This is a genomic window from Bacillus sp. BR3(2024) (assembly GCF_039134555.1).
Taxonomy (GTDB): Bacteria; Bacillota; Bacilli; order Bacillales; family Bacillaceae_G; genus Bacillus_A; species Bacillus_A cereus.
The window spans coordinates 17,333-40,783 of record NZ_CP152437.1 but is presented as its reverse complement, the minus strand read 5'-3'; the positions used below and the strand labels follow the sequence as shown (position 1 = coordinate 40,783).

The following is a 23,451-nucleotide window of genomic DNA, read 5'->3' as shown; positions in this document are numbered from 1 at the left end:
AAGTACTTCACCCTTTTATATAAAAGTATCTTAATTAACCATTCTAATTATAAAATCACAACAATATTGTATTACAAAAGTTCGGTTTAAGCAAACTTTTGTAATAATCAATAAAAAAAGTTTGGAATTTCCGAATAAAAAAGTTCACATTTTCCGAACTTTTTGGTATGATGTTAATTGCAAAGGATAAGCGAGGTGAAATTAATGAAATTTGACAACGAGAGATTGTCTACCATGCTTAGGAATAAAAAGATTAAACAATCGGAGCTGGCTGCTGCAATAAATCGCGCGCCATCAACGGTTTCAGAATATGTTAATGGTACAGGATCACCAGGAGTTAGCGCTTTGACTGCAATTGCACGAGCTCTAGATACACCAATAGATAGTTTAATGAAAGCAGATGAAGAAGTAGAAAATATGTAATGTGAAAATCGAACTTTGTACGATTTATTTTTTTGATACATAGTTCGGAAATCAGGAACTTTTGAGGAGGTGAAATTATGAGTCGACTTCAAGCGATACAGCATCCAGTTAGTCATCTAGTATTCCTGGAGGGAAATGATTTAGTTACTGACAGTTTAACGGTTGCAGATGTATTCAACAGACGTCATGCAGATGTACTTAAAAGTATTGAATCATTAAACTGCAGCAAAGAATTTAGCGAACGAAATTTTTCGTTGGCCGAATACAAAGATGCTCAACAGAAGATAAGACCTAAGTATTTACTTAAACGAGATGGATTGATGTTTCTGGTTATGGGATATACGGGTGAAAGAGCAGCTTATATGAAAGAAAGTTACATACATGAATTTAACCGTATGGAACAACAAATTAAACAAAATATGCATCCATTGCAAATGATCAATATCATGACAACAGAGATGATGAATCATGGAGATCGCTTAGGGAAACTAGAACAAACTGTACAAGAACGCATGACCGTTGATTATAGCCAACAAACAGCAATTAGGAATGCTGTAAATCGTAGGGTTTATAAGCTTTGGGATGATGGGATAGTAAATAGAAATATTCATGATACCAAGCGCAAAGTGTTTTCTGCACTTTGGAGAGACGTTTATGCTTCATTTGCTGTAAATAGTTATCACAATGTACGCCAGAGGGATTTTGATGAAGTTATAAATTACATAAAATCATGGCGTCCGCGTTTAGTATAAAAGGCTAATTAATACATTAGGGAGGTTTTAGAAGTGAATATTGATTTAAATAGTTTAGCAGAAGGTGCAGTTGCAGAAAAACTCGATGCAGAGTTTCAAAAAGTATTGAAAAACATGGTAGATCCTAATACAGATCCTACAAAAGCTAGGTCAATTACTTTAACCCTAACATTTAAGGGGAATAAAAAGCGTGAATTATGGGATTGCTCTGTAAAAGCAGTTTCAAAATTGGCGCCTTCAAAAGATGTTGATTCTACATTTATTATAGGTCGCGATTCAGATGGAACTGTTATTGGCCAAGAGCTATCATCTGGTATACCAGGTCAAATGTACATTGATCGTGAAGGCGATGTAGCTACTGATGTTGGTGAGAAAGTTCCTGTAGAAGAACAGCAAGCAACACCTGCACCTACTGAAAGACAAGTAGTAGATTTTCGTAAGCAACAAACTAACTAATACATTGTAAAGGGGAAATAAAAAATGATTAAAGAAGCAATTCAGTACTTAGTGAAATTAGGAAATACAGAAACAAAGGAAATTGATGGTCAAACATTTTCAACGCAGCCATTACATGTTGTTGCAGAACCAACAGCAAAAGCATTATTAGTACGCAATTTATCTGGACTAGTAGACTATGTGAAATCAAATTTTGATGTAGAGGAGCAATTAATGATTCATATTGCAAGCCCTACTACAGTAAACTGCTTTACAGCTATCAACGGGAACTATAACCGCAGCACATTTGTAAAAACAGAAGCACTTATTCCTGAATTTGATTTTGGCCATTGGCACGACGTAGAAAATTTTATTATTAGCCTCCAATCGGGTTTTGTACTAAATGATGACCGAGAAGTAATGTTAAAAGTTGTTGGGAATATAAAAGAAGAAAATGTTAAATCTTATGGTGATAGTGGCTACTCACAAATGGTTGTAGCACGTGCAGGAACTCAACTTGCAGCGGATGTAGCAGTTCCTAATCCTGTAGCTTTACAGCCGTACCGAACATTTATTGAGGTAGAACAGCCAGAAAGTAATTTTGTTTTCCGTATGAAAGATGGTCCAAGATGTTCCCTTTTTGAAGCTGACGGTGGCGCATGGGAGCTAGAAGCAATTGATAACATCAAAAAGTATTTAACTGCTGCATTAGCAGAGGAAATTCAATCTAAAAAGGTATTTATCATAGCGTAATGGATATTGTCTTAGTTGAGAGTACCAATGCCGTTTGTATCTTTGGTTTAGGACTTGGATTACTAGCATTAGCAGCATACAAAGGCGGTAGCTTCATCGAGCGAAAACTCGATGAAGATGACCGTAAACAAGAACGGGAAGTGAATGTAATTGGGAATAAGAGACAGAGTGCTTCCTGAGCATGTACAAAGAGCTGAACTCTTAGAGGGGAAGCTTCGGGAATATATGATGAATCGTAAGTTATTACTTTCTCAATGTGAAAGAGCAATGAATTCTGGTGAGTTTACAGCTGCTCAAGAATTAAAAACACTATGCGACAAACAATCTAGTGAAGCAGTTGCGATTGAATCGGAACTTATGGATCTGTACATGAAAAAGCAGAAGAACGATCAACAAAATAAAAGTAAAGAAAGAAATGAAGTTTTGAAGGTTGCTAAGCATCTAGAAAAGGTTAGTGGAAGTTCGAAGATAGTAGAAGAAATCAAAAAAAGTATATAAAAAAATACCCATTTGCGAGATGGGTAGTTAAGAAAGAATTTACATTTGCAATTATAACACATTAGTACACATAAACGCACTAGCGGCCATGCAATAAGTGCGTTATATATAAACGATTAAAAATTAAAGGTTGGGAGATGAAATTTATGTTCAGTGCGTTGTTTGACAATAGCGAATGGTGCGATATTTGCGGTGATGTAATACCAGAATCCGATGTAACAAATATGCATATTGATGGATGCGAAAAAACGTTATGCAAATCTTGCCGTGGTGAGATGGAAACCAAATTAAAAGTGGTAGATATCAATGTTTTAGTAGATATGTTAAAAGCGTTAATTACCAAATATGGACGTGATAAGGTTCGTCAGTTTGATCTAATTAAGGCAGAACAATATGTGAAAGAAAATAACATTACTTTAAACATAGAAAAGCGTGGTGGGCAATTTAACCAAGAAAAATTAGGTGAATTTGTCTCACTCTCTACAAAAGAAATACTAACGATTATAACACTTTTACAAAGGAAGATCGGAACTCATTTATGGATGAATGCAGTTATCGGATCAATATTAGAACGCGGATTCACTGCAACACTGCAAATGCAGTTAGAAGGTGAGCACCATGACGGAACAACTGACACTGTTACTAAATGATTCTATAAAACAACCAGATATATTAGAAAGTTCTCCTTTTGATATAAAGAAGGCGAATGTAAAACAAAGGCGAGGATTGTCAAGCTTTGTAGATGTCATGGCTATTATTCCATGCGATGTCTGGAGCGCGGACGAGCTGCCGCGCTCTACAAAACAGGATAATCACTTTGATATGTTCATGGATTATGTCACAGCTATATGGCGTTATAAGAGACGTGAAGACAAAAGTTTTCATTGGGATTCCGCAGAGAAGATTTGCTGCGCGGCAAGGGAATCGCAAGAACCACAACAGCTAAGAATCTATTTAGATAGTGGATTTAGACCGCAATATGTAACTAAATACCTTAAATAACGAAAGGATGTTAATTACTATGGAAGCTGAATTTAAAAGTATTCTTGACGCTGTAAGAGCAATAAAAATAGGGATGAAAACTTTAAAGCATTGGGATGATATCTATTTAGTCATTAATGAGAAAGCAGAAGCTTATGTAGTATGTGAAAATCCTGGGCAATTTATAAAAAACGGTTGGGATTGTGGAACGGGTAACACTCCAAGTGAATACGCGAATGAATTTAAAGTGTTTCAATATCAACATATTCATAGAGTACGTGGATATAGTAAAAACAGTTTTTATAAGTTAGTTAAATTCAAAAATAAGGAGCGTGAATATGCTCGTACAGAAATGGAAGTCCGATTTGAAGAAAGTGTAGATTTTTGGGTTTAGTACAAATTAAGGAGGAATTATATATGAAAATGACTGTAGTGAATATACATGTAACAAAAATTATTGTGCCGCCATTTAAAGTAGGGGAATGGGTAGCGTTTGAAGGTAAAGATTACACAATGTTTGCAGAGGTACAAGACATTGCTGTTATCGATCAGTACGAGCGCATTGCAGTATATGGAAATTGGGGTAATGAATCGGTTATGAGTGTAGGAGATAAAGGCTGGCAGTTTGCTGATCAGTGCCGCAAAGCAACAGAGGATGAGCAGTATTGGGAAGAGCGTCGTAGAATATTTGCTGCTAGAAATAGAAGAAATAATGAATTCCATCCTGGCGACTTCGTGAGTAACGATAAACGTGTTTTAACTGTATTACATCAAGAGCCAGAAATGGGACTTGTGGCCGTACTAGTTAACAATTCAGACGAGAGGTTCCAAATAGATCCTAAAGAACTAGAAATCTACTTTTTCGCAGAAGATATGGCGGGTTAATCCATTATGGATAAGGATACATTAATTGTTTTTGTAATATTCAGTCTTATTATAGCTATAGCAATTAGGGTATTCGATAAGATTCAAAAGTAAACAGCAGGTGAACAAAGCAATTGGAGAAACAAAAGATAATAAATCGATTAATAGATTTGAAGTGTTATAGGCTCAGAGACCGTCAATTGTGGGAATTGGACGAGCTGGAATTGACGGTCTTGCTAATAGTTACAAATATAAAACAATTAAAGGGGATAAATAATATGAAATTTGAAATTAAATGCTTATGCGGAATGAATATACTGGCTAGTTTGGTTGAAAAGGAATTTGAAAATGAAGGTCCAGTTACATCTGTATTGCCAATTATTGCGACTGAGGATAACGGAATCGGCGGAATCATGGTAAGCGCGGAAGAAAAAGCTATTCATGTAAAATGCACGAATTGCAACAAAACAGCGCGCTTCTTGCTAGAAGTACCTTTAGAGATGGTTAATCAAGAAGAAACAGAAATGGATTGGTCGAAAGTTTCTTTTGCTGAACAGGAGGGAAACTAATGGCTGCTGCTCCTACATACAAGTATCATATTTCAACAGTTTTTCCGCAGTGGAGATGTGACCATATCATTACCAAAGAAAGTGAAGAGAAAGCAAAATACCACTATTATAAACAATTTAAAAAACAGCACTTTATAGATATGCCATTCGAACAATTTGAAAGGTTCATTAGTTGCAAGTACCTGGGAGTGGTAGATATCAAAACGCTCTTTGGACAAGAAAATCCATTCCGGAAAATGTGTAATTACAGAAGAATCCCATTTGCAAAACGTGGGATGCGTGTCGAAGTACAGGGAAGAATGGGGACGATTGTAGGGAATTGTAAAAATGATTTGTACGTTATTTTAGATGGTAATCCGGATAAGTTTCGCTTTAATCCGTATTGGGAAATTGCTTATTTTAACGAAAATGGTGGCATCATTAAAGATTATCGTAAAGGAGTGTATGCACAATGAGACATACTACAAACTTGCATATTATTACTAAAGAAGAAACGAACCAAACATTTGATATTAGTGAATTAATAGAAATGCAAAAGGAACTTGATAGACGTATTGGTTATAAAGGTAATGACAAATTAGACATGTTGTTCCGCGCGTTGTTAGTTGAGATTGGCGAGGCGTGGAATGAAACGAGAGCGTTCAAAATGTGGAGTGTAGGGTTTGGTACTCCTAAAGATGGATTATTAGTGGAATTAGTTGATGGATTTCATTTTCTTATGAACATTGTAATTGAATTAGACCGTTTTACCTTAAAGCGCAGAATCGTAGCAATGTTTCGTGAGCAATACATTATGAAGAAAAATGTATTAAGCGTAAACATGCTGTTTGAATGGTATATGCAGGATATTTTAACTGCTAAACGTGCGTGGTGCCAGTATAGAGATTTAAACGTAACTCTAACACATTTGCATAAGGCTTTCGGTATTTTCTTCCGACTTTGCTACTTGTACGGATATACATATGAAGATATTGTACGTGCGTATAAAGAAAAAAATAAAGAAAACTTTGAACGCCAGGATAACGGATATTAAGACAAAATTTGAATTTTATTAAGAAATGGAGAGATGGAAAATGAAGTTTTGGGCGATTGCTTATCAATTTGATGAAGATTCGTTTTATGATTTTGCTACAAATGAGGATACGTACGATTTAAAAGAAAGTTGCTTCATGCCAACAAAAGAAATGGCCGAAACGTTTATTGAAGATGAATTATCAATTCAGTATGTTCCGGTAGAAATTGAAGTGGAGACATTACAGAAAAATGGCATTTGGTCTTATACAAGAGGTCGAGTTGAACGTTGGGACGAGGATTTTGAATAAAAGCGTTATTTTAATCGAAAAGGGGAATTTATATGTATACAAAAATAGTTAAATACAAAAGACACGGAATTGGGGATATGGACAAAGAGTATAGCAGTATGGAAGTTATAAAAGAAATAAAACCTTCGGATAACGATTTTTTCGAGAATATCTTAAAGATAGACGGCAAATTGTACAAGCCTTGCAGCGCGTACGGTGAATATATAGCAGTTGAAGAAATTACTATTAATGAAGATCCGGAAACGGCAGTTAGATCAGAAAACGAATTGCAATGTCCGTACTGTGACGGCACAGACCAGGATCTAGCAGAATTAGAAGGCGATAAAGGGGAAACGAAATGCATTCATTGTGGATCAACATTGAAATATGTATGCAATGCAGTAATGAACACATTTAACGAATGTGAAGATGTTATCTGTTATACGCAATTAATTAAAAAAAATGAGCCTGTAGAACTTTAACAAAATAGTTATTTGGTAGAAAGGGAGAAAATATGGAACCTTCAATAGAATCAATTAAGGCTAAATGTGACGAAGCTGTTGAAAATGCATTTACTAGTAACCCTTTGGTGATGTTAGAAGCAGATACAATTTATTGGTTAATTGAAAAAGCACAAGAAAAGGAGAATGGGTAATGGATATAAGAGAACAAATTTTAACGAAATATAAAGAGTTCAATGAATTCCTAGTGAGTGTTTCTATAGATGATCTGCGGAAGCAGTTTAATCGTCAGGAACTAAATACATTTAAAGATCAATTGTATGATGCGAAGTTACGCAGCTTAGCTTATGAAATTAGCAAAATGACAGATGAAATGAAAATTGAAGAATTTCCGCAATTGTTAGGTGTACATCACTTTCCGATTATAAATGAAATAGATTTTTTAACTGAAGAACAAAAAATAAACTTAGATAAAGAACTTGTAAGATATCGAGTTGGGAATTATGTGAGTGGTTTATGGGAAGTAACAAGGGATGAAAAAGTAAGAGGTCAATTATTAACATGGCTTTTGAATAATGGTGTTTTAGAAACAAAACATGCCGTGTTGTGCCCGTATTGCCACAACGGAAACATTACTCAAATAATGACAACTAAAGAAAAGGATAATTTGGATGCAATGTTTATTCAGTATAAAAAAGAGTATGCTGAAGATTTAGAAGAAAAGCTTCAGAACATCTTGGAATTTGGTTGTATGGAATGCGATTCATTTACAGAAGTGGATGATTTGAAAGAATTGAATTATACAGAATATCACCAAATGAAAAAAGAACGAGATAACAGCTTAGATAATGCTTAGAAAACTAAACAAAATTCTTATTTTAAAACGAGAGGGGAAAAATAATAATGAGATACTTTGAGTTTAATAATCATGAATATTGGGCATTAGTAGCGGCGGAATCAGAAGAAAAGGCACATCAAGTTTATACGGAAGAAGTTGCAGGTAATTGTGACGAATGTCGTTATACATCAAAAGAAGAAGGTCTTTTAACTGAAGTATCAAAAGAAATTGCATTTGGTAAATATATTGGAGCAGTCGCGCATATTGAAGAAAATCAAGGTAGAGGGTTAATAAGTCTAGTAAACGATTTTCTGAATCACAAAAACACAACGGTTTTAATTACATCGGAATTAGCGTAAAAAAGTTAAACAAAATCTTTATTTGAATGGAAAAGGGGATAAATATGGTGGATGAAAAACGAAAAATGACAAAATACGATTATTGGGTTTCTTATGTATTTAAGCGTAATAGTGGTAGCGATTTAGAACATGGTAATGACCATATAAACATTGTAGAAGTATATAGCGGTATTGAATGGATAAGAGAAGTCGAAGGTCGTATTAGAAAAAAATATAATTATAAATCAGTCAAAATAATTAACTTTATACCACTGGTTAACGAAGAGACAGAACAAGTAACCAAAAAAAGTGTAATTGCAGCCAGGGGTTCGATTGTTTGGTTCGCTGAACATATGGAATCTAAACTGAAAGAAAATGATCATAAGGGTGGATGGGAAGAAAATACTGTTGATGATTTATTTGAAAAATTAAAATTAGAGCTCATTGAATTGCAGAAAGAATTAGCTCCAGATTTAGTTCCATCTTCAATACCAGTATGGGCCGCAAATATTATTAGGGAATGCTCCGATATAGCTAATTTTGCAATGATGATAGCTGATGTTACTAATAGGTACGTTTATCCATATAAATCTCCTAACAGTGAAGAAAAATACAACATTTAAACGAAAACGCTATTTGACTAGAAAGTGGGAAAGGAAAACATGGCCAGAAGTCCTTTGATTTGGTTTGGAGGAAAAGGAAAGTATGCAGAATACATAATTAATAAGATGCCAGCTCATAAGGTGTACGTGGAGCCGTTTGGTGGTGCTGCACATGTAATCTCAAAAAAGCCACCAATTGGCCACGAAGTTTATAACGATATTGATGGTAATGTAGTTAACTTTTTGCTTGTAGCAAGGAGTAACCCGAAAGAATTACAAAGAGCTTGCGAATCATTACCATATAGTAGGCAACTGTATGAAAGCTGGAAGAAAGAACATTTACCTCGAGATCCATTCGAAAAAGCAGTTCGTTGGTTTTATCTCAATAGGTCAGGTATATCAAAAGGGAATGCGGACGAAGTACCTCAGACAGGTTGGAGAAACAGCACGAAAAGCAATCAAAATCCAGCAAGAGGATATTTAGGTGCTTGCTCAATCATTGAATCGTTTGCTAGGAGAATGCAAGGAACAATGATTGAACATTTAGATTTTAGGAGCATCATCAAGAAGTACGATAGCAAAGAAACATTATTTTATGTTGATCCTCCATATATCGGTCGTGAAAAGTTCTACGCTGGAGGATTCACAAAGCAGGATCATATAGATTTAGCTAGCTTATTAAACAAAGTAAATGGGAAAGTGATTTTATCATATTACGATGATCCGCTATTACATGAGCTTTATCCAAATTGGGAAAGAGAAACATTCAAAGCTCATAAGCAAGTTATTGGCGGATCCGGAGTTGCATGTGAATCAGAAGAAATATTGTTTATGAATTTTAGAACAGAGCAAATGAGTTTGTTCAATTAGAATAAAAATTTCATTTTGTAAAAAGGAGATTAATAAAATGGCATATAGCGGAGATCATGGAGCAGCATTTGAAAATCTAATTAATTGGTCAAATGATATGTATAGAAATAATAAAATTGCATTAATTGAAAAACGAGCGACACCGGTTGTTGTTACAAAAAAATCTAGAGATGGAAGAATAAAAGAAGGGTATTACGAGAAAAAATCTACAGTGGATTATGATGGGATATATAAAGGACGATTTGTTGCATTTGAGGCCAAGGCTACTATCAATGACAAACGTTTTGATTTAAAAAATATAAAACCTCATCAATATGAATGGTTATTACAAGCGGAGCAGATGGGTGCAATTTGTTTCATCTTACTGGAATTTAGTAAAGAACATTCTATATTCTTAGTTCCATTTGCGTTAATTAAAGAGTATATGGAAGCAGCAGATAATGGTGGTCCGAAATCAATAAAAAGAGAAATATTTGATGAGAGGGCGTATTTAGTAACACCAACCAATCGTGCGTTAGTTGATTACCTGCAATATGTTGAAAAATTAGAATGGCCAAGTATTAGTTAAATTAATAGAGGGTGAAGATATGAATGCGAAAGAGGCACGTATCAAAATTCTAAATACACAGGATAAGCATTGTAAAAATTGTGAGTATCAGTATAAGCAGTTGAACCATTGTAATTCAAATTGCACAATAGGGAAAGAATTAATAAAACTAGGTGTGTTTCTAGGTGGCAAGGAAGAAGCACAAAAGCGAAAAAGGAAGACGAAAGAAGAATGGGATAGAATTTGTGTGAAGGCTTCAGCTATGAGAGAAGATGGAATGACATACACATCTATAGCTAAATTCTTTGGCATGGTAGAGGGGAAAAGAGTAGCAGAACAGCTGAGGAAAAGAGGGTTAGTTTAAAATTTCACTTACCGTATTAAAAAGAAAATTAAAAAATAATAAAAGTAATAGTCCGCAATCAGAGGGCGTTGATTATGTGTAGGAAAGTAATTTTTCCTATACATAGCCAGCGTCCTCTTTTTTATATAAAAGGAGGAACCTGGCTTATGAAAGAGTTAATAAAGCAGTACAAGAAAACGCTAGAGCAATTAAAAGTATCAAAGAAAGATGCTACAGAAAAGGATGCAGAAATAATTGGTGAAATGATATCAGATATAGAATATGCAATAGAGTGGATGTGTACAGCAAAGAAGCCAGGTAATCGCCGAGGTATTGAACGTAGGGCAGCATATCAGCGAGAGAGACCGTGTGATCCGTTATTAATGCAAAGATATACGCGTAGTACGGTAATGCCAGTGTATGAATGGGATACGGAAGCGAAAGAGAGTGTCATATCTGAATGGGATCGTATACAGCTAGAAGATGCATTATCAACTCTTACAGAAAGGGAAAAGGAAATATATGTAATGTCTAGAGGTCATGGTTTTACTCAGGAAAAGATTTCCAATTATTTAGGCGTAAGAAGAACTACTGTCCAGGAGTATTTAAAAAGAGCAGATAAAAAGATTGGCGAAAGATTGAACGGAAGTTTATTTTGTATATCTTAGAATTCTCTTTTGAAAAAAATGTCGAAATTTGTCGTCAAAAAGCCACCTATATATGAAAGGTTGGTTACCGAGACCTGTTCCGATGGTATCTGTTTTGGGTGACCCAGTGTTTGCTCGTATATAGATTCTATAGGAACGTTTTTTTTCAATACACAATATGCGGTGGGATATTGCGAGTCTCATTGCTGCAAATCATTTAATAAAGGAGTTGGTTCTCATGTAGTAAAAATCAAAACAAGCACACCACTTGTTTAAAAGGCGTCGGAAGAAGTGCAAGCGTCTTGATATAAATCCTTTATAATTCGATAGCGGTCAGCGAAGGCCATGCGACAGCCGGAGTATTGACCATACCTATTCAGAGGGAGGACTATTCTTAGTCTTCTCTCAGTCACTGAACACAAGGCGTGTAGCCATACTAGTTGCTGCGGTGGCTGAGAGAAGGTTGAGAGTGATCTTGACCTTTGATTCACAAAGACATATCCCCTTATGCTCGAACGTGAATTTCTCCCATCCCCTTTAATATTTTTATAAGCCGTAAAAGAACCGTCATTTTAATAGTGGCGGTTTCTTTTTTAAAGAAAGGATGAGGATATGAGTAATAAAGCAAATGTAGAAATAATAATTATAGCGAACAACGAATTGTTAGAGAGACAATTAAGAAATAGCAATTTAAGTGATGGAGAAGCTGTTAAGGAATTAAGAGCAGTCACCATCCCATTAAGTAACAATAAAATCATTAGTATTCCTTATCTAAAGAGTGAACTATAGCAGCCATAATGGGTTCTATTCTTTGTTATATAAAAATTACACATTAAACGTAGATTTGAACAAAATGGACATTCGGTTAGGAGGATAACGATGAATGAGCAAAATGATGTATTAACTCTTAATGAATCAAGAGTGTTAAGGATTACACATCCTCATAAGATTGATGCAAATAAAATCCAATCAGTAGAAGATATAGTTCTAATTTTAAGTCGATTAGACCTTCATGTTGATGACGAAGGATTAAAGGGAATTGAGCATTTAATTGCTGATGATAATGATTAAATTAAGAACCTGAGTAACCGACCGTTACGCAGCTTTATTAGACAAATTAGACACCTAAAAAAGGGAAAGGATGAGGTATAGTGGATAGCTCATATATCGATGCGCAAATTAATCAAGTAGTAGGTCAGGTTAATCAATTGGCAGAAACCGTAGAAAGGGTAACAAACGAATTAGTAATCCTTAAAGATGAGATTGATACAATTAAACGTTCTGAAGTAATTAAAAAAATTAATGATAGCGAACCAGTCGTAATGGATTGTGAAGTTAGCGTTAATTTAGATGGGAGAGCAATAGCGGAAGCTGCTATTAAACATACAGCAGATTCTATTCATGTAACACCAAATGGAGTATATACAAGAGAAGATAATCGAAAGAAACAGTTTTGATTAAACCAATAGGAATTATAGCGGGCGCTGCCGTGATCTGGGTGGCGTCTTGTTTGTTGTTAAGGAAAGATAAGCGCAAACGTGTTGCATTTAACAAAACAAACGAACACAACGAACGAAAATAGAGGAGGGGTGAAAGAGTGAAAATGCTGTACTTTGAAATAGATAACGGAGAGTGTGTACCTGCGTATACTTGTTTGCCATCGTATAGGGCAAAAATTACAGGTTCAAAAATCCATTCTATTGAAGCTTGCTTTAGCGTGTCTAATATCACCCGAAAAGGTTACGATTGGTTCCTGAATAATGTCGAAGAAGAAAATGAAAGTTGGGCGACGAAACATCCGCATTTAATGAGAAGTTTAAAACGACTAGCGTTAAGTCAATCGATACGTCACCCATTTAAATATTCTAATTTCGAACCATCTAATCATCGATTCCCATTCGTCTTTGTCTGGATTAAAGATAAGAAATTCACGAAGGCGTATTTCGATTAAGCCCGAACGAAAATAGAGATAGTTAACCAAGTGAAGTTTATGCAGGAAATGGTGAGGGTTTTAGGGTAAAAACAGCGTAAAATCAACAATGTATAAAAGATGTTGTAAGTGGAAGTTCTTAAAATTACCACAAACGTTGATATGACAGCATATTTCCCAAAAACCTTGTTTACATAAGTAACCTTATCGGCAGTCATTTTGAATATCTATTCATTTCCCGTGCATACAACAAATTTCCTGCCGCAATTTTAAAAATAAGATTCTTTTTGGAGTGGTTTTTATGAAAAAGAAGCGATATATGAAGAAAAGAAAGAAAATGAATCTTTATTATGTGACGAATGGATATACAGGATATAGCCAAACACATGTGTATGTCATTGCGGAAAATCACGAGAGAGCAGAAGAGCTAGCTTCCAGAAGATTTAGAGAAGACGCTAGAAATAAAGATTATGATGAAGTTCTTGCTAGGCATAAAAAATTAGGATGGCCTACAGATCACTTGCAAGAATATCGTTATGATGAAAGTTATTGGACTGACCTAGATGTTTATTGTGAAGCAGAAGATGTATCGCAAGAATTTGTTTCTGATGTAAATGATTAAATACTGCTTTTTTTATTTTGTAAGGGAGGGTAAATGATGGAGTTATCAAAGGTTGAAAAAATCGCAATTGCATCTTCAATTCTTTCGACATTCGGAGAGGATGCATTGGCTCCTCACGTTGATTTAAATCGCTTATCAGAATTATGTGAGGAATCGACTCGAAATTCAACAGCGAGACAATGTGGTGAAGCGACAGTTAGTGTTTTAAATAAGATTATTGATAGTTTGTCAGAGGAGGATGAATAATGAAGCTAGATCAACAAGAACAAGCGGTTGTTATAGGCAATACAATTATGATGCTTGGTGGTCATGAAGAGGTAACTAAGTATGTTGATCCTCAGAAGTTGGCCAAAGTAAGTGAAATTCACAACGAGCTATACGATAATACAACTCCCCGTGAACGAAGAGAAGCAATGATTAGGTTGCTTGATAAAACAATGGATGAGTTTTTGAAGCAGCAAACATAAAAAAACGGAAAAGCAACTCGTATTGGGGACGAATTACTTTTCCGGATGACAATGTTAACTTTATTATAACAACTTGTATTAATTTGGTAAATGTATAATCTTAATTTTCCATAAATTAATTTAGATATTATCGTGAGGTGGTGGTTATGGCCAAAGGTAAGGTGCATGTATGGCTAACAAAAGAAGGGTTACTAAAAATAGAAGGATGGGCGCGCGATGGGCTTGTAGACGAACAGATTGCAAAAAACATCGGTATTAGTCGTGCCACGCTTAGTAACTGGAAAAAGAAACACCCACTGATTACAAGGGCATTAGCAAGAGGTAAGGAAGTAGTAGATCGTGAAGTAGAGAATGCTCTTTTAAAACGCGCGCTTGGATACACGTATGAAGAAGTAACTGTATTACGCCAAGAAGTTGAAGAAGGTGTATTTGAAAGTGTTGAGGCGAAACGCGTTAAGAGACAGGTACCACCAGATACAACTGCTCTTATTTTTTGGTTGAAGAATAGAAAGCCAGATACATGGCGTGATCGCAGAGAGATTGATCACAGTGGTGAAATGAAACAAACAGTAGAACAAACAACAGATTTAACGAAGTATACGGTAGAGGAGCTGAAGCAACTTGAAGCCATCCTTAAAAAATCTACCGACTCTTGATGATATTAAGAGAGAACTTGCCAGAAGGTCATTTGCTGAGTATGTGGAATACGTCCATTTTGGCAATTACCGACACTTTAGGCATACCAGATTAATATGTGACACACTGCAGCGGATTGCAGATGGTGAGCAGTTATACGTGCTCATTGAGATGCCACCGCGTCATGGTAAGTCAATGACAACGACGGAATCATTCCCGTCTTATTTTATTGGTAAAAATCCAGAGAAGCGTGTAATTGTTGCTTCATATTCAGATAATCTTGCTAGGAAATTTGGGCGTTTGAATAAACAAAAAGTGGCCAACTTTGGTGATGAGTTATTTGGATACAGATTATCGGATGATAATGCTGCAAAGAATGACTGGTCACTCCAGGATCATAAAGGCGGAATGATCGCAACGGGTATTGGTGGTTCTATTACTGGACAAGGTGCAGATTTACTCATCATAGATGATCCGTTTAAAAACGCAGCTGAGGCAAATTCTCCTACTATCCGCGAGAATGTATGGGATGAGTGGGAGTCTACACTATCTACACGCTTACATAAAGGAGCTTCTGTCATCGTTATTATGACGCGATGGCATGAAGATGATATTATTGGTCGTTTATTAGAGAGAAGCCCTCACGATTGGATTAGACTTCGTTTACCTGCTATTGCAGAAGATGAGGATGATTTACTTGGACGTAAAATTGGCGAACCTTTATGCCCAGAGCTTGGATATGATGAAAAGTGGGCGAAAAATAAGAAAATTGAGGTAGGCACTCGTACATGGTCCTCTCTGTTTCAACAAAGACCAAGCCCAGGGGAAGGAGCAATTTTTAAACGTCCGTGGTTTGTTAAGTTTTATACAGAGATACCATCAGATATAAGTGAACAAATGCAGTCTTGGGACTGTACTTTTAAAGATACAGAAGCAAGTGACTTTGTTGTTGGCCAAGTTTGGGGCAAACGAGGTGCTGATAAGTATTTATTAGACCAAGTAAGAGACAGAATGGATTTTCCTGCTACATTACGAGCAATAAGGGCTCTGACTGCTAAATGGCCACGTGCAGGAGTGAAGTTAATAGAAGATAAAGCAAACGGTTCTGCAGTTATACAAACTCTACAAAGAGAAATACCTGGCATTATAGGAGTGAATCCAGAGGGTGGAAAAATCGCAAGAGCACAAGCGGCAGCGCCCCAATTTGAAGCAGGTAATGTATATTTACCAGATCCATCAATAGCCCCTTGGATTCATGATTTTATCGAGGAATTTATCGTATTTCCAAATGGGAAAAATGACGACCAGGTGGATGGTACATCACAAGCTTTAAATAGATGGAATGCACTACAGGAAACAAGTTATGTCGTTTCTCCTATTATAGGGGGAATTAAGAGGGGGTGATTACTATGGGTATCCGGAATTGGTTTTCAAATAAGAAAAGTAGAAAGAATAATGAGTTACGAGCAAATGTTGCTGCAGCAGTTCGTTCTTCTGTAAAAGGATTACAAGGCGGTAAACAAACGCAGAATAAATGGGAACGTCAATTTATGTGGTATAACGGGCCTATACGACGTTCTGAGTACCGGACAAAAGATGTTATGGAAAGCTTGAGAATGATACGTGACATTGATCCGGATGCGAGTATGGCGATATGGAACTTTATTCGATTGGGTAATAGTGGCCATCAATTAGAATGTCTAAAACCTACTGGGAAACCAGATAAGGCAGCACAAGAAATTCTTAATGATGTGGCTAAACGAGTAGGGAAAATGTATGGAGGCGGTACAGATCAACTGATTGGTGTACTATTCCTTACTGCTATTACTCAAGGTGCAATCGCTTTAGAAGTAGAATTAACAGAAGGTATAGACGAGGTAGTTGATTTTCATGCAATAGACCCATCTACCTTAGATTTCCGCTTTAATAAAGAAGAAAAAGAGCTAGAACTTGTGCAGAAGCAGGACAATGGAGAATACAAAGTGTTGAATCAGGAGCAGGTATTTTATTTTCCTCTTGATCCAGATGTAAATGATCCGTATGGACGCTCTCCTATTCTGCCAATACTACAAATTATCTTTTTCCAAGTACAAGTTTTACGGGACTTGCAAAAAGTGGTTCATCATCAAGGGCATGCGCGTTTCGATATTTCAATTGTAGAAGAAGCGATTATGAAAAATATACCGCCACACATCCAAGGTGATCCTAAAGCAGTACAAGATTATGTGACTGGTTATATAACAGAAGTACAAAGAATGATGAGCGAACTGGAGCCGGATGATGATTTCTTTCATACTGATAGCGTGAAAGTAAATATTACAGGTGGTATACAAGGTAAATCTATGGATGTTACGAAAGTTATTGATGTAATTAACCAACGTGTAACTACTGCATTGAAGCAGCTGCCTATTTTATTAGGTAGAAATGAGGGAACTACAGAGACACATGGTACTATTCAATGGCAAATCTATGTAGCAGGTATTGAAAACATGCAGCGTGGGATTAAGCGTTTATTAGAGCGTGCTTATAACGTAGCTCTGCAGGTGCATGGCAAACAATCTAAGGCTAGACTTACTTTTAATTCAATAAGGGTTAATGACCGCGAAAAAGAAGCAAATGCTGAGAAGATTGAAACAGAAACAAAACAAGCTCAGGTTGCTGCAGGTTGGATTGATAATAACGAAGCAGCACAGCACATGGTTGGCCATGATGCAGTAGCAGAACCGCAAGCTTCCGCTGTTCCACCTGTAGTAGAAAGAAGTAAGCGGCGGCAGATGAAAAAAGAAATTAATATGCGTGCTGATTCTGAGGAAGATGAGTATGTAAAAGAAATGGATTTGCCTTGGTCTTCTGAGATTGCAAAAATCACAACAAAAGCACGTGAGGAAATGCATGCTTTACTGCAAGAGCAGTTAGAAAGATACATTGATAGGTTACGAGAAGCACCAGAGGTTCCCACCCGTATGTTGGTAGATATACAGCGTATGCCAAAAGAAGAACGAATTCTAGAACCAATTAAAGCGTTTATTGAATGGGTTCGTAAACATATTCTCGGCGATTCTACTCAAGAAATAGAAGAATGGAACGAGTTAGCATATAAATGGTCTGAGCAAGCTGGATTAGTAGCCGGTGAAGAAAACTTATTTGAGATTGATCCAGAGCTTAATTTTAACTTCCGTGATGAGAAGCTGCTCCGGTGGCTTGCTAATCGTGCATATAAAAGTGCAGAACTTATACAAGGTACAACAGATGAAGCTGTTATTATGACTCTCTGGGATGTAGCAGCAGAAGGTAATTATACAATCCAGAAGTTTTCCGATGCGCTGCAGGAATCCTTTGAATTTAGTGATACCAGAGCAACTACAATAGCTCGTACAGAAGTAATAAACGCTTCTCGTGCAGGGCAGTTTCACTCTGATGATCAAAGTGGAATGGTAATAGGAAAAGAATGGCGTTCTGCAAGGCAACCAGATAGAACGCGTCCTGGTCATTATGATGCTAATGGGCAGATTCAACCATTTGACAAACCGTTTGAAGTAGCAAATGGACAAGGTAGTCTAGAGAAACTAATGTTCCCTGGAGATGACTCTCAAGGAGCTACTGCTAGTAATCTGATTTGTTGTCGTTGTTGGTACAAACGTATTCTACAAGGTGAGGAAGACAAATTAAAATAGGAGGGCTATACAATGCCACAAACAAATGAACAAATTGAAAATACATTTAGTTATCATCCTCCAGAAGAAGGACAACCAGAGAAATATGAGGCTTTACGAGAAAAGGCTAAGGAATTCGCATACTTAATCGATGAGTTATGTCCTGCTTCTCGTGAGAAATCAGTGGCTTTAACTAATTTAGAAACTGCAGTAATGTGGGCTAATGCTGCAGTTGCACGTAATTAAATCTACGTTATTTGAGAGGAGGTGAACGATTTATGAGTGAAGCAGCACAGGTTTTACATCTACCTGTTCGTTTAAGCCTTGAGCAAAACCAAGATGTTGATTTAGAACTTATTAATAGGCATACTATTGAGCCGGTTACAATGGAAGAAATATTTACGTTTAGTGGTAATTGCTCAAATGATAGACAAGATTCATATTTTACAAGAATGGACCCAACTACAACATTACGAAATTATGCAGAAGATTTAAAAACAGGTGTTTCATTATTAAATGGTCATGATATCTCTTTAGTTCCATATGGCCGTAGCTATGATGGTATTCTTGTCCCTGCTGCAGACGATGCAAATAGTCTCAATGCAGTAAGAGGGCACTGGTACATTATGCGAGGACTCACTTTAAATGGTGAGAATACAGATGACACGATTAGAGCAATGAAAGCTGGCATTATTAGAGATATGTCAGTTGGATTTGGTGGAGATAAAATGTCATATCGTTGCGGATCATGTGGCCGTGATTTATGGGATTGGGAATGTCCTCATATTCCTGGTTTGGAAGATGAGAACGGACGAGTTTCATTTTCATGGATTGTAGATGCTCATTTACGAGAAGTATCTACTGTATACAAAGGTTCGACACCAGGAGCCTATATTGATAAGGCGCGCGAATATGTGCAGCAGGGGCAACTATCACAACAAAATATCGAAAGACTAGAACGCCAGTTCCAAGTTCGCTTGGATGATAATAAGCGTTCATTTTTTATGTCTAAAAATTCAAAGGGGGCACGTAGCGTGGGATTATTACAACAAATTACTGAAGCTATTCGAGAAAACAAAGTTGAAAAACGAGAAATTTATAAATTACTTGGTGAAGAAGGAGAAACCTTCCGTCAACCAGATGATATTGCTATTCGTAATGCGCTTGGTGATAACGCCACAGTAGAGGGTGTTAAGCAGTTGAAAGAGGAAGCAGAGCAAGGACGTACTTATGCTGCTGATATGGTAAATAAAGCTGTTGAGGCACGTACAAGAGCACAAGGTGACAAATTCGATTCTGAAAAATATCGTCAAATGTTAGTTCGTGCTGCTGATTTAGATTTTGTAAAAGAAGAAATTGATACTTATGAAGCAATGGCCAAAGAGCGCTTCAATGGTGGTCGTCAAACAAATGGAGATCCACTACCTGGACCTGGTGCAGCAGATCCGGAAGACGATGTAATTGTTTCAGAACGATATGAAGGAGGTAATAAGTAATGTTTAACAAAGTAGGCGGTATTGTACCAGATAGTTATGGTTTATCACTCACTGTATTCGCACAAGATGCAACTTCAGAAAATCCTGTTAAAGCAGGTACACCTTTAAAGTTTGCTACAACAGGAGCGTATCATGCCAAGAAAGCAGCTGCTGATGATGCAATTGTCATGACTGCAAAGCATACAGTTACATCTAAAGATGCTCCTTTAGGGGTACATGTATATGGTTATTCACGCAATGCAGAATTTCCTTACAGTGGGGCAATCGCTATTGGTGATCCAGTCGCTGCTGATGGTAATGGTGGAGTTAAAAAGGCAGCTGCTGCAAATGGCTCTTATGTTTACTTAGTTAACAGTACTAAAAAAACAGTAGAAGTTTTACTACCTTAAAGGAGGAAGTCACATATGAAATTTAAACATAAAATTAAAAACAGTCGTGGCGAAGTAATAGAACTAGCAAACGGTTCTGAATTAACAAGTGCAATTGCAGAGGCTTCTGCTAAAAACGGACGTATCGCAGGACAAGCAGGAGATTTAATTAGTAAAAACAGTTCTGCTACTTTCCGTTCCTATCTTGATGCACAAGGTGTTACGTTAAAAGATGCTATTCGTGCCTTGGGAATTAACGATATAGGCTCTCAAGAAGTACGTGCTTTGTATCAAAATGACAATACAAAACCACTATTTAATGCAGTATTAGAAGATGGTTTCCGTGAAGGATATCTTGCAGCTGGTCGTGCTTCTGAATTAGTTGGCCAAGTAATTCCTATGGATCAAATGGCTTATCAATACTACACACTTGAAAATAAAGATAACGATGATTTAGATTTAAGCTTCGTTGGACAAGGTGCTCCAATTCCAGTTGTAACAATTAAGCTAGATACAGACCACACAATCTATGTGTATAAACGTGGTAACGGAATTGAGATTACTGACGAGGCGAAATCAATGAAATTTGATATGCTCGCTTTACATTTACGTAAACGTGGTATGCAAATTGCTCGTACGGATGAAAAGCTTGCAATTCATCGCTTATTCAATGGTTATTTCAAAGATGGTACTGATGTAGCACCTACATTAGGTGTTAAAACTGCGAATGATTGGAAGATTTCTGATATTTGGTATGCAACGCAACACGCTTATCAAAAGTATGGATTTACTTATAATCGTAGTGTTATGAATTTAAAAACTGCGGAACAGTGGGCAACACAAAAAGAGGCAAACGGTAATTTGATATTCTTAAATGAATTAAAGAACGGGGATATGCCTGGCGTTCTAAAAACTACGCCATTTATTTCAGAAGATGTTCCAGATGGTCGTATTATGTTAGTGGATACTAAATTCGCGTTAGCTGAATATCAATACAAACCATTCTCTGTTGAAAGTGAACGCAGCGTTAAAACGCAGGTAGATGGTTCGTATGGAACGGTTACTTCTGATTTCGTACCATATGATCCAAATGCACGTATGATTCTAACGCTTGACCAAGCTCGCTAATAAGGAGGGCTAAGATATGGCCAAAAAAGATTTAATCGCAGATATTGTTAAAGAAAATCCTTCTTTGGATCCAAAACAGTTAGATGATAACTATACAGTTCCTCAATTAGAAGATTTACAGAAGCAATTGCGAGAGGAAAAAGTTCTTCCAGAGACAGTCAAATATAAATTGAAAGACCCTAACACACAGTATGCAGAATGCTATGCGGAAGGGTCTTTTACTTTGGCTGGAGATCAAGAAAAAGAACTACCTGCAGCACCATCAAAAACGCTATTAGATCGAATTGAATATGGTTTTATCGTTGAGGTGAAGTAATATGTATGCTTCTCCTGCAGATGTGAAAGAAAGGACCTCTTTTATAGAGGTTTCTTCTCTTACTAATGAAAAATTACAGTTATATATAGACCGTGCTGCTGCATGGATTCATAGAGAAGTGAAACGTACATTTGAAAATGAGACGAATAAACAGACACTCTCAGACCTTCTTATTGCTACCGTATTGCTCGTTGAGTATCTTTGGTACCAAGACCATCCGGAAACGAAAGAGGCACAGTTGAGCACAGCATCTAGCGAGAAAATAGGTAATTACTCTTATACCCTACGTGATGCATTAGGCGGAAATACTGCAGATGAAATGAAATTCGGAGCAAATAGAACAGGGCTTAAAGAATTAGATTTAATTATCGATTCTTTACGTGCAAAGAATACTATTACTGGATTTAATTTCTTCGGTGTATCTGGACCGTCGAGGATAAAACGATGAGATTTGAAAGTTTGCTAGTCCATCGCTGCACTTTGGTAAAACAGAACGTTATTATTGGCCAAGATGATTATGGTCGAGATATATACGGGCAGGAGGATATACTAGATGTCCATTGTCGCTTTGATCAAATAGAAAAACGAGTGACAAAAAATGATAACAGTGCTGATATTATCATCCAACCAATTCTTTATTTGGCTGCTTCTCAAGAAATTGAAGAAACTATGCAGATAAAGGATATACGAGATAAACAAGATAACATCCTACTACCTGGTGTATATGGAGTTAAGAAAGTATCTCGTGAATACAGCAGGATTAGACTCCATCATTATGAAGTGGAGTTAAAAAAGGAGCGTGATTAAATGGGGATTAACATTAATGTAAGGTTAGATCCGCAAGCACGCCAGTTTGCTAGACAAATACCAGGAAAGCTGAAGGAGGCCCGTCAAAAGGCGGTTGAAGCAGCTGGAATGGTATGGGCCGATGAAGCTAAAGAAGTAACGCAAGAGGACAATCATATTGATACTTCTCTTTACATTAACTCTATCGGTTATTTAACTAATATTCCTTATACCAACAAAAGCGGTAAGGGTGAACGTGATGCAACTGAAGCTGATGTTGTTCATGAGTTGACCGAGAGTGAAGCTCAAACAACCTTAGAAATAGGTTCTGATGTTTCTTATGCTTCGCATTTAGAAAACAGATATAACATTATGTCCAGAGCATTAGATAGAGCGGAACCACGTATGCAGCAGGTAGCTGAAACACAGGTTCGCTTAATTTTAGAATAGGAGGGATTTAATTTGATTGATTATGTTGATCCAATCCCTCACATTGTACGCTTCTTTAAAATATTTGGTGTTAAATGTTATGGGAATACATTCCCCTTAAAAGCAGAATATCCATCTATTTGTGTGAAGGTAGCAGGTGGCAGGGGTTTTACAAGATTACAAGTCACCTCACGATCTGAAAAAGATGACATTGAAGCTATGAATGTATTAATAAATGCCATAAACATATTAGAACGTCATACTGCGTCCATTACGGGGCTACAGGTTGAATGGTGTGAAAAAGAAGGTAATCCTACACCTGCATACGATGCAGAAATAAATAAATTCCAAGGTTGGTGCTATATGCGCTTAGAACACTTGGAAGCATAGAGGTGAAT

General features: G+C 36.6%; 42 protein-coding genes. All 42 read left to right on the top strand.

From position 1 onward, the window contains the following. Window positions 1-204 precede the first annotated feature (204 nt). The 42 genes from V7S45_RS27635 (at window position 205) to V7S45_RS27430 (ending at window position 23,443) form a co-directional block, all read left to right on the top strand. Complete coding sequence (locus tag V7S45_RS27635; RefSeq protein ID WP_165365595.1) at window positions 205-423, top strand: helix-turn-helix transcriptional regulator; 219 nt, start codon at window positions 205-207, stop codon at window positions 421-423. A 77-nt stretch (window positions 424-500) separates the two neighbouring features. Continuing rightward, window positions 501-1,175: a Rha family transcriptional regulator gene (locus V7S45_RS27630; protein ID WP_342761969.1), complete on the top strand. Its 675-nt coding sequence runs from the start codon at window positions 501-503 to the stop codon at window positions 1,173-1,175. A gap of 33 nt (window positions 1,176-1,208) precedes the next feature. Next, window positions 1,209-1,631 carry a replication terminator protein gene (locus V7S45_RS27625; protein ID WP_342761968.1) on the top strand — a complete coding sequence of 141 codons (423 nt, stop codon included), beginning with the start codon at window positions 1,209-1,211 and terminating at the stop codon, window positions 1,629-1,631. A gap of 24 nt (window positions 1,632-1,655) precedes the next feature. Beyond that, entirely contained in the window at window positions 1,656-2,363 is a 708-nt protein-coding gene (locus V7S45_RS27620) for a hypothetical protein (RefSeq protein WP_342761967.1), read from the top strand. Beyond that, entirely contained in the window at window positions 2,363-2,542 is a 180-nt protein-coding gene (locus V7S45_RS27615; protein ID WP_016090388.1) for a hypothetical protein, read from the top strand. The genes V7S45_RS27620 and V7S45_RS27615 overlap by 1 nt, the downstream gene beginning before the upstream one ends. Further along, window positions 2,532-2,861: a hypothetical protein gene (locus V7S45_RS27610; protein ID WP_342761996.1), complete on the top strand. Its 330-nt coding sequence runs from the start codon at window positions 2,532-2,534 to the stop codon at window positions 2,859-2,861. Before V7S45_RS27615 ends, V7S45_RS27610 begins: the two co-directional genes overlap by 11 nt. A gap of 146 nt (window positions 2,862-3,007) precedes the next feature. Next, window positions 3,008-3,511: a hypothetical protein gene (locus tag V7S45_RS27605; RefSeq protein WP_342761966.1), complete on the top strand. Its 504-nt coding sequence runs from the start codon at window positions 3,008-3,010 to the stop codon at window positions 3,509-3,511. Next, window positions 3,480-3,863 (top strand): cell division protein SepF, encoded by a 384-nt coding sequence (locus V7S45_RS27600; protein WP_342761965.1) that lies wholly within the window; start codon window positions 3,480-3,482, stop codon window positions 3,861-3,863. Before V7S45_RS27605 ends, V7S45_RS27600 begins: the two co-directional genes overlap by 32 nt. Window positions 3,864-3,882: 19 nt before the next feature. Beyond that, window positions 3,883-4,236, top strand: coding sequence for a hypothetical protein (locus tag V7S45_RS27595; RefSeq protein ID WP_342761964.1), 354 nt, complete (start codon window positions 3,883-3,885; stop codon window positions 4,234-4,236). 23 nt (window positions 4,237-4,259) lie between these two features. Further along, window positions 4,260-4,727, top strand: a complete 468-nt coding sequence (locus tag V7S45_RS27590; RefSeq protein ID WP_342761963.1) for a hypothetical protein — start codon at window positions 4,260-4,262, stop codon at window positions 4,725-4,727. Between the two features lie 257 nt (window positions 4,728-4,984). Then, window positions 4,985-5,275 carry a hypothetical protein gene (locus V7S45_RS27585; RefSeq protein WP_342761962.1) on the top strand — a complete coding sequence of 97 codons (291 nt, stop codon included), beginning with the start codon at window positions 4,985-4,987 and terminating at the stop codon, window positions 5,273-5,275. Then, window positions 5,275-5,730 (top strand): hypothetical protein, encoded by a 456-nt coding sequence (locus V7S45_RS27580; protein WP_303467643.1) that lies wholly within the window; start codon window positions 5,275-5,277, stop codon window positions 5,728-5,730. The genes V7S45_RS27585 and V7S45_RS27580 overlap by 1 nt, the downstream gene beginning before the upstream one ends. Beyond that, window positions 5,727-6,308, top strand: a complete 582-nt coding sequence (locus V7S45_RS27575; protein ID WP_342761961.1) for a dUTP diphosphatase — start codon at window positions 5,727-5,729, stop codon at window positions 6,306-6,308. The genes V7S45_RS27580 and V7S45_RS27575 overlap by 4 nt, the downstream gene beginning before the upstream one ends. Before the next feature lie 40 nt (window positions 6,309-6,348). Next, the gene (locus V7S45_RS27570; protein ID WP_098223136.1) at window positions 6,349-6,597 is read left to right on the top strand and encodes a hypothetical protein; all 249 of its coding nucleotides are present in this window, start codon (window positions 6,349-6,351) and stop codon (window positions 6,595-6,597) included. A 32-nt stretch (window positions 6,598-6,629) separates the two neighbouring features. Further along, complete coding sequence (locus tag V7S45_RS27565) at window positions 6,630-7,058, top strand: hypothetical protein (protein ID WP_342761960.1); 429 nt, start codon at window positions 6,630-6,632, stop codon at window positions 7,056-7,058. A gap of 32 nt (window positions 7,059-7,090) precedes the next feature. Next, window positions 7,091-7,231: a hypothetical protein gene (locus tag V7S45_RS27560; RefSeq protein WP_342761959.1), complete on the top strand. Its 141-nt coding sequence runs from the start codon at window positions 7,091-7,093 to the stop codon at window positions 7,229-7,231. Further along, entirely contained in the window at window positions 7,231-7,893 is a 663-nt protein-coding gene (locus tag V7S45_RS27555; RefSeq protein ID WP_342761958.1) for a hypothetical protein, read from the top strand. The genes V7S45_RS27560 and V7S45_RS27555 overlap by 1 nt, the downstream gene beginning before the upstream one ends. A gap of 47 nt (window positions 7,894-7,940) precedes the next feature. Next, a complete protein-coding gene (locus tag V7S45_RS27550) occupies window positions 7,941-8,234 on the top strand; it encodes a hypothetical protein (protein ID WP_342761957.1) in 294 nt (97 codons plus the stop codon). Between the two features lie 47 nt (window positions 8,235-8,281). Then, entirely contained in the window at window positions 8,282-8,836 is a 555-nt protein-coding gene (locus V7S45_RS27545; RefSeq protein WP_342761956.1) for a hypothetical protein, read from the top strand. A gap of 39 nt (window positions 8,837-8,875) precedes the next feature. Continuing rightward, complete coding sequence (locus tag V7S45_RS27540; protein ID WP_342761955.1) at window positions 8,876-9,685, top strand: DNA adenine methylase; 810 nt, start codon at window positions 8,876-8,878, stop codon at window positions 9,683-9,685. Window positions 9,686-9,722: 37 nt separating this feature from the next. Beyond that, entirely contained in the window at window positions 9,723-10,253 is a 531-nt protein-coding gene (locus V7S45_RS27535; RefSeq protein ID WP_342761954.1) for a Holliday junction resolvase RecU, read from the top strand. Between the two features lie 19 nt (window positions 10,254-10,272). Next, window positions 10,273-10,596, top strand: coding sequence for a hypothetical protein (locus V7S45_RS27530; protein ID WP_342761953.1), 324 nt, complete (start codon window positions 10,273-10,275; stop codon window positions 10,594-10,596). 146 nt (window positions 10,597-10,742) lie between these two features. Continuing rightward, on the top strand, window positions 10,743-11,243 hold the full coding sequence (locus V7S45_RS27525; protein ID WP_342761952.1) for a sigma-70 family RNA polymerase sigma factor: 501 nt from the start codon (window positions 10,743-10,745) through the stop codon (window positions 11,241-11,243). Between the two features lie 591 nt (window positions 11,244-11,834). After that, on the top strand, window positions 11,835-12,011 hold the full coding sequence (locus tag V7S45_RS27520) for a hypothetical protein (protein ID WP_342761951.1): 177 nt from the start codon (window positions 11,835-11,837) through the stop codon (window positions 12,009-12,011). Window positions 12,012-12,101: 90 nt separating this feature from the next. Next, complete coding sequence (locus tag V7S45_RS27515; RefSeq protein ID WP_342761950.1) at window positions 12,102-12,293, top strand: hypothetical protein; 192 nt, start codon at window positions 12,102-12,104, stop codon at window positions 12,291-12,293. An 80-nt stretch (window positions 12,294-12,373) separates the two neighbouring features. Further along, a complete protein-coding gene (locus tag V7S45_RS27510) occupies window positions 12,374-12,679 on the top strand; it encodes a hypothetical protein (RefSeq protein ID WP_342761949.1) in 306 nt (101 codons plus the stop codon). A gap of 146 nt (window positions 12,680-12,825) precedes the next feature. After that, window positions 12,826-13,173: a hypothetical protein gene (locus V7S45_RS27505; RefSeq protein ID WP_227599713.1), complete on the top strand. Its 348-nt coding sequence runs from the start codon at window positions 12,826-12,828 to the stop codon at window positions 13,171-13,173. 280 nt (window positions 13,174-13,453) lie between these two features. Then, window positions 13,454-13,774: a hypothetical protein gene (locus V7S45_RS27500; RefSeq protein WP_342761948.1), complete on the top strand. Its 321-nt coding sequence runs from the start codon at window positions 13,454-13,456 to the stop codon at window positions 13,772-13,774. A 36-nt stretch (window positions 13,775-13,810) separates the two neighbouring features. Beyond that, complete coding sequence (locus tag V7S45_RS27495; RefSeq protein ID WP_342761947.1) at window positions 13,811-14,020, top strand: hypothetical protein; 210 nt, start codon at window positions 13,811-13,813, stop codon at window positions 14,018-14,020. After that, window positions 14,020-14,241 carry a hypothetical protein gene (locus V7S45_RS27490; RefSeq protein WP_000762729.1) on the top strand — a complete coding sequence of 74 codons (222 nt, stop codon included), beginning with the start codon at window positions 14,020-14,022 and terminating at the stop codon, window positions 14,239-14,241. Before V7S45_RS27495 ends, V7S45_RS27490 begins: the two co-directional genes overlap by 1 nt. A gap of 146 nt (window positions 14,242-14,387) precedes the next feature. Beyond that, window positions 14,388-14,897, top strand: coding sequence for a hypothetical protein (locus tag V7S45_RS27485; RefSeq protein WP_342761946.1), 510 nt, complete (start codon window positions 14,388-14,390; stop codon window positions 14,895-14,897). Next, window positions 14,863-16,281, top strand: coding sequence for a phage terminase large subunit (gene terL, locus V7S45_RS27480; RefSeq protein ID WP_342761945.1), 1,419 nt, complete (start codon window positions 14,863-14,865; stop codon window positions 16,279-16,281). The genes V7S45_RS27485 and terL overlap by 35 nt, the downstream gene beginning before the upstream one ends. Before the next feature lie 5 nt (window positions 16,282-16,286). Beyond that, window positions 16,287-18,551, top strand: coding sequence for a phage minor head protein (locus V7S45_RS27475; protein ID WP_342761995.1), 2,265 nt, complete (start codon window positions 16,287-16,289; stop codon window positions 18,549-18,551). A gap of 12 nt (window positions 18,552-18,563) precedes the next feature. Then, window positions 18,564-18,776, top strand: coding sequence for a hypothetical protein (locus tag V7S45_RS27470; protein WP_277499351.1), 213 nt, complete (start codon window positions 18,564-18,566; stop codon window positions 18,774-18,776). Between the two features lie 32 nt (window positions 18,777-18,808). Next, window positions 18,809-20,026, top strand: a complete 1,218-nt coding sequence (locus tag V7S45_RS27465; RefSeq protein WP_342761994.1) for a hypothetical protein — start codon at window positions 18,809-18,811, stop codon at window positions 20,024-20,026. After that, window positions 20,026-20,415, top strand: coding sequence for a hypothetical protein (locus tag V7S45_RS27460; RefSeq protein ID WP_342761993.1), 390 nt, complete (start codon window positions 20,026-20,028; stop codon window positions 20,413-20,415). Before V7S45_RS27465 ends, V7S45_RS27460 begins: the two co-directional genes overlap by 1 nt. Before the next feature lie 15 nt (window positions 20,416-20,430). Further along, the gene (locus V7S45_RS27455; protein WP_342761992.1) at window positions 20,431-21,522 is read left to right on the top strand and encodes a hypothetical protein; all 1,092 of its coding nucleotides are present in this window, start codon (window positions 20,431-20,433) and stop codon (window positions 21,520-21,522) included. A 16-nt stretch (window positions 21,523-21,538) separates the two neighbouring features. Next, complete coding sequence (locus tag V7S45_RS27450; RefSeq protein WP_342761991.1) at window positions 21,539-21,838, top strand: hypothetical protein; 300 nt, start codon at window positions 21,539-21,541, stop codon at window positions 21,836-21,838. A gap of 1 nt (window position 21,839) precedes the next feature. Next, window positions 21,840-22,286, top strand: a complete 447-nt coding sequence (locus V7S45_RS27445) for a DUF3199 family protein (protein WP_342761990.1) — start codon at window positions 21,840-21,842, stop codon at window positions 22,284-22,286. Then, window positions 22,283-22,645, top strand: a complete 363-nt coding sequence (locus V7S45_RS27440) for a putative minor capsid protein (RefSeq protein ID WP_342761989.1) — start codon at window positions 22,283-22,285, stop codon at window positions 22,643-22,645. The genes V7S45_RS27445 and V7S45_RS27440 overlap by 4 nt, the downstream gene beginning before the upstream one ends. Then, complete coding sequence (locus V7S45_RS27435) at window positions 22,646-23,074, top strand: hypothetical protein (RefSeq protein ID WP_342761988.1); 429 nt, start codon at window positions 22,646-22,648, stop codon at window positions 23,072-23,074. It begins immediately after the preceding gene. A 12-nt stretch (window positions 23,075-23,086) separates the two neighbouring features. Continuing rightward, a complete protein-coding gene (locus tag V7S45_RS27430) occupies window positions 23,087-23,443 on the top strand; it encodes a hypothetical protein (RefSeq protein WP_342761987.1) in 357 nt (118 codons plus the stop codon). Window positions 23,444-23,451 lie beyond the last annotated feature (8 nt).

Excerpts from the sequence above, each read along its gene's own strand:
- V7S45_RS27635 (WP_165365595.1), top strand. The coding sequence starts at position 205 with ATGAAATTTGACAACGAGAGATTGTCTACCATGCTTAGGAATAAAAAG.
- V7S45_RS27630 (WP_342761969.1), top strand. The coding sequence starts at position 501 with ATGAGTCGACTTCAAGCGATACAGCATCCAGTTAGTCATCTAGTATTC.
- V7S45_RS27620 (WP_342761967.1), top strand. The coding sequence starts at position 1,656 with ATGATTAAAGAAGCAATTCAGTACTTAGTGAAATTAGGAAATACAGAA.
- V7S45_RS27615 (WP_016090388.1), top strand. The coding sequence starts at position 2,363 with ATGGATATTGTCTTAGTTGAGAGTACCAATGCCGTTTGTATCTTTGGT.
- V7S45_RS27605 (WP_342761966.1), top strand. The coding sequence starts at position 3,008 with ATGTTCAGTGCGTTGTTTGACAATAGCGAATGGTGCGATATTTGCGGT.
- V7S45_RS27600 (WP_342761965.1), top strand. The coding sequence starts at position 3,480 with ATGACGGAACAACTGACACTGTTACTAAATGATTCTATAAAACAACCA.
- V7S45_RS27595 (WP_342761964.1), top strand. The coding sequence starts at position 3,883 with ATGGAAGCTGAATTTAAAAGTATTCTTGACGCTGTAAGAGCAATAAAA.
- V7S45_RS27590 (WP_342761963.1), top strand. The coding sequence starts at position 4,260 with ATGAAAATGACTGTAGTGAATATACATGTAACAAAAATTATTGTGCCG.
- V7S45_RS27585 (WP_342761962.1), top strand. The coding sequence starts at position 4,985 with ATGAAATTTGAAATTAAATGCTTATGCGGAATGAATATACTGGCTAGT.
- V7S45_RS27580 (WP_303467643.1), top strand. The coding sequence starts at position 5,275 with ATGGCTGCTGCTCCTACATACAAGTATCATATTTCAACAGTTTTTCCG.
- V7S45_RS27575 (WP_342761961.1), top strand. The coding sequence starts at position 5,727 with ATGAGACATACTACAAACTTGCATATTATTACTAAAGAAGAAACGAAC.
- V7S45_RS27570 (WP_098223136.1), top strand. The coding sequence starts at position 6,349 with ATGAAGTTTTGGGCGATTGCTTATCAATTTGATGAAGATTCGTTTTAT.
- V7S45_RS27565 (WP_342761960.1), top strand. The coding sequence starts at position 6,630 with ATGTATACAAAAATAGTTAAATACAAAAGACACGGAATTGGGGATATG.
- V7S45_RS27560 (WP_342761959.1), top strand. The coding sequence starts at position 7,091 with ATGGAACCTTCAATAGAATCAATTAAGGCTAAATGTGACGAAGCTGTT.
- V7S45_RS27555 (WP_342761958.1), top strand. The coding sequence starts at position 7,231 with ATGGATATAAGAGAACAAATTTTAACGAAATATAAAGAGTTCAATGAA.
- V7S45_RS27550 (WP_342761957.1), top strand. The coding sequence starts at position 7,941 with ATGAGATACTTTGAGTTTAATAATCATGAATATTGGGCATTAGTAGCG.
- V7S45_RS27540 (WP_342761955.1), top strand. The coding sequence starts at position 8,876 with ATGGCCAGAAGTCCTTTGATTTGGTTTGGAGGAAAAGGAAAGTATGCA.
- V7S45_RS27535 (WP_342761954.1), top strand. The coding sequence starts at position 9,723 with ATGGCATATAGCGGAGATCATGGAGCAGCATTTGAAAATCTAATTAAT.
- V7S45_RS27530 (WP_342761953.1), top strand. The coding sequence starts at position 10,273 with ATGAATGCGAAAGAGGCACGTATCAAAATTCTAAATACACAGGATAAG.
- V7S45_RS27525 (WP_342761952.1), top strand. The coding sequence starts at position 10,743 with ATGAAAGAGTTAATAAAGCAGTACAAGAAAACGCTAGAGCAATTAAAA.
- V7S45_RS27520 (WP_342761951.1), top strand. The coding sequence starts at position 11,835 with ATGAGTAATAAAGCAAATGTAGAAATAATAATTATAGCGAACAACGAA.
- V7S45_RS27515 (WP_342761950.1), top strand. The coding sequence starts at position 12,102 with ATGAATGAGCAAAATGATGTATTAACTCTTAATGAATCAAGAGTGTTA.
- V7S45_RS27505 (WP_227599713.1), top strand. The coding sequence starts at position 12,826 with ATGCTGTACTTTGAAATAGATAACGGAGAGTGTGTACCTGCGTATACT.
- V7S45_RS27500 (WP_342761948.1), top strand. The coding sequence starts at position 13,454 with ATGAAAAAGAAGCGATATATGAAGAAAAGAAAGAAAATGAATCTTTAT.
- V7S45_RS27495 (WP_342761947.1), top strand. The coding sequence starts at position 13,811 with ATGGAGTTATCAAAGGTTGAAAAAATCGCAATTGCATCTTCAATTCTT.
- V7S45_RS27490 (WP_000762729.1), top strand. The coding sequence starts at position 14,020 with ATGAAGCTAGATCAACAAGAACAAGCGGTTGTTATAGGCAATACAATT.
- V7S45_RS27485 (WP_342761946.1), top strand. The coding sequence starts at position 14,388 with ATGGCCAAAGGTAAGGTGCATGTATGGCTAACAAAAGAAGGGTTACTA.
- V7S45_RS27475 (WP_342761995.1), top strand. The coding sequence starts at position 16,287 with ATGGGTATCCGGAATTGGTTTTCAAATAAGAAAAGTAGAAAGAATAAT.
- V7S45_RS27470 (WP_277499351.1), top strand. The coding sequence starts at position 18,564 with ATGCCACAAACAAATGAACAAATTGAAAATACATTTAGTTATCATCCT.
- V7S45_RS27465 (WP_342761994.1), top strand. The coding sequence starts at position 18,809 with ATGAGTGAAGCAGCACAGGTTTTACATCTACCTGTTCGTTTAAGCCTT.
- V7S45_RS27460 (WP_342761993.1), top strand. The coding sequence starts at position 20,026 with ATGTTTAACAAAGTAGGCGGTATTGTACCAGATAGTTATGGTTTATCA.
- V7S45_RS27455 (WP_342761992.1), top strand. The coding sequence starts at position 20,431 with ATGAAATTTAAACATAAAATTAAAAACAGTCGTGGCGAAGTAATAGAA.
- V7S45_RS27450 (WP_342761991.1), top strand. The coding sequence starts at position 21,539 with ATGGCCAAAAAAGATTTAATCGCAGATATTGTTAAAGAAAATCCTTCT.
- V7S45_RS27445 (WP_342761990.1), top strand. The coding sequence starts at position 21,840 with ATGTATGCTTCTCCTGCAGATGTGAAAGAAAGGACCTCTTTTATAGAG.
- V7S45_RS27440 (WP_342761989.1), top strand. The coding sequence starts at position 22,283 with ATGAGATTTGAAAGTTTGCTAGTCCATCGCTGCACTTTGGTAAAACAG.
- V7S45_RS27435 (WP_342761988.1), top strand. The coding sequence starts at position 22,646 with ATGGGGATTAACATTAATGTAAGGTTAGATCCGCAAGCACGCCAGTTT.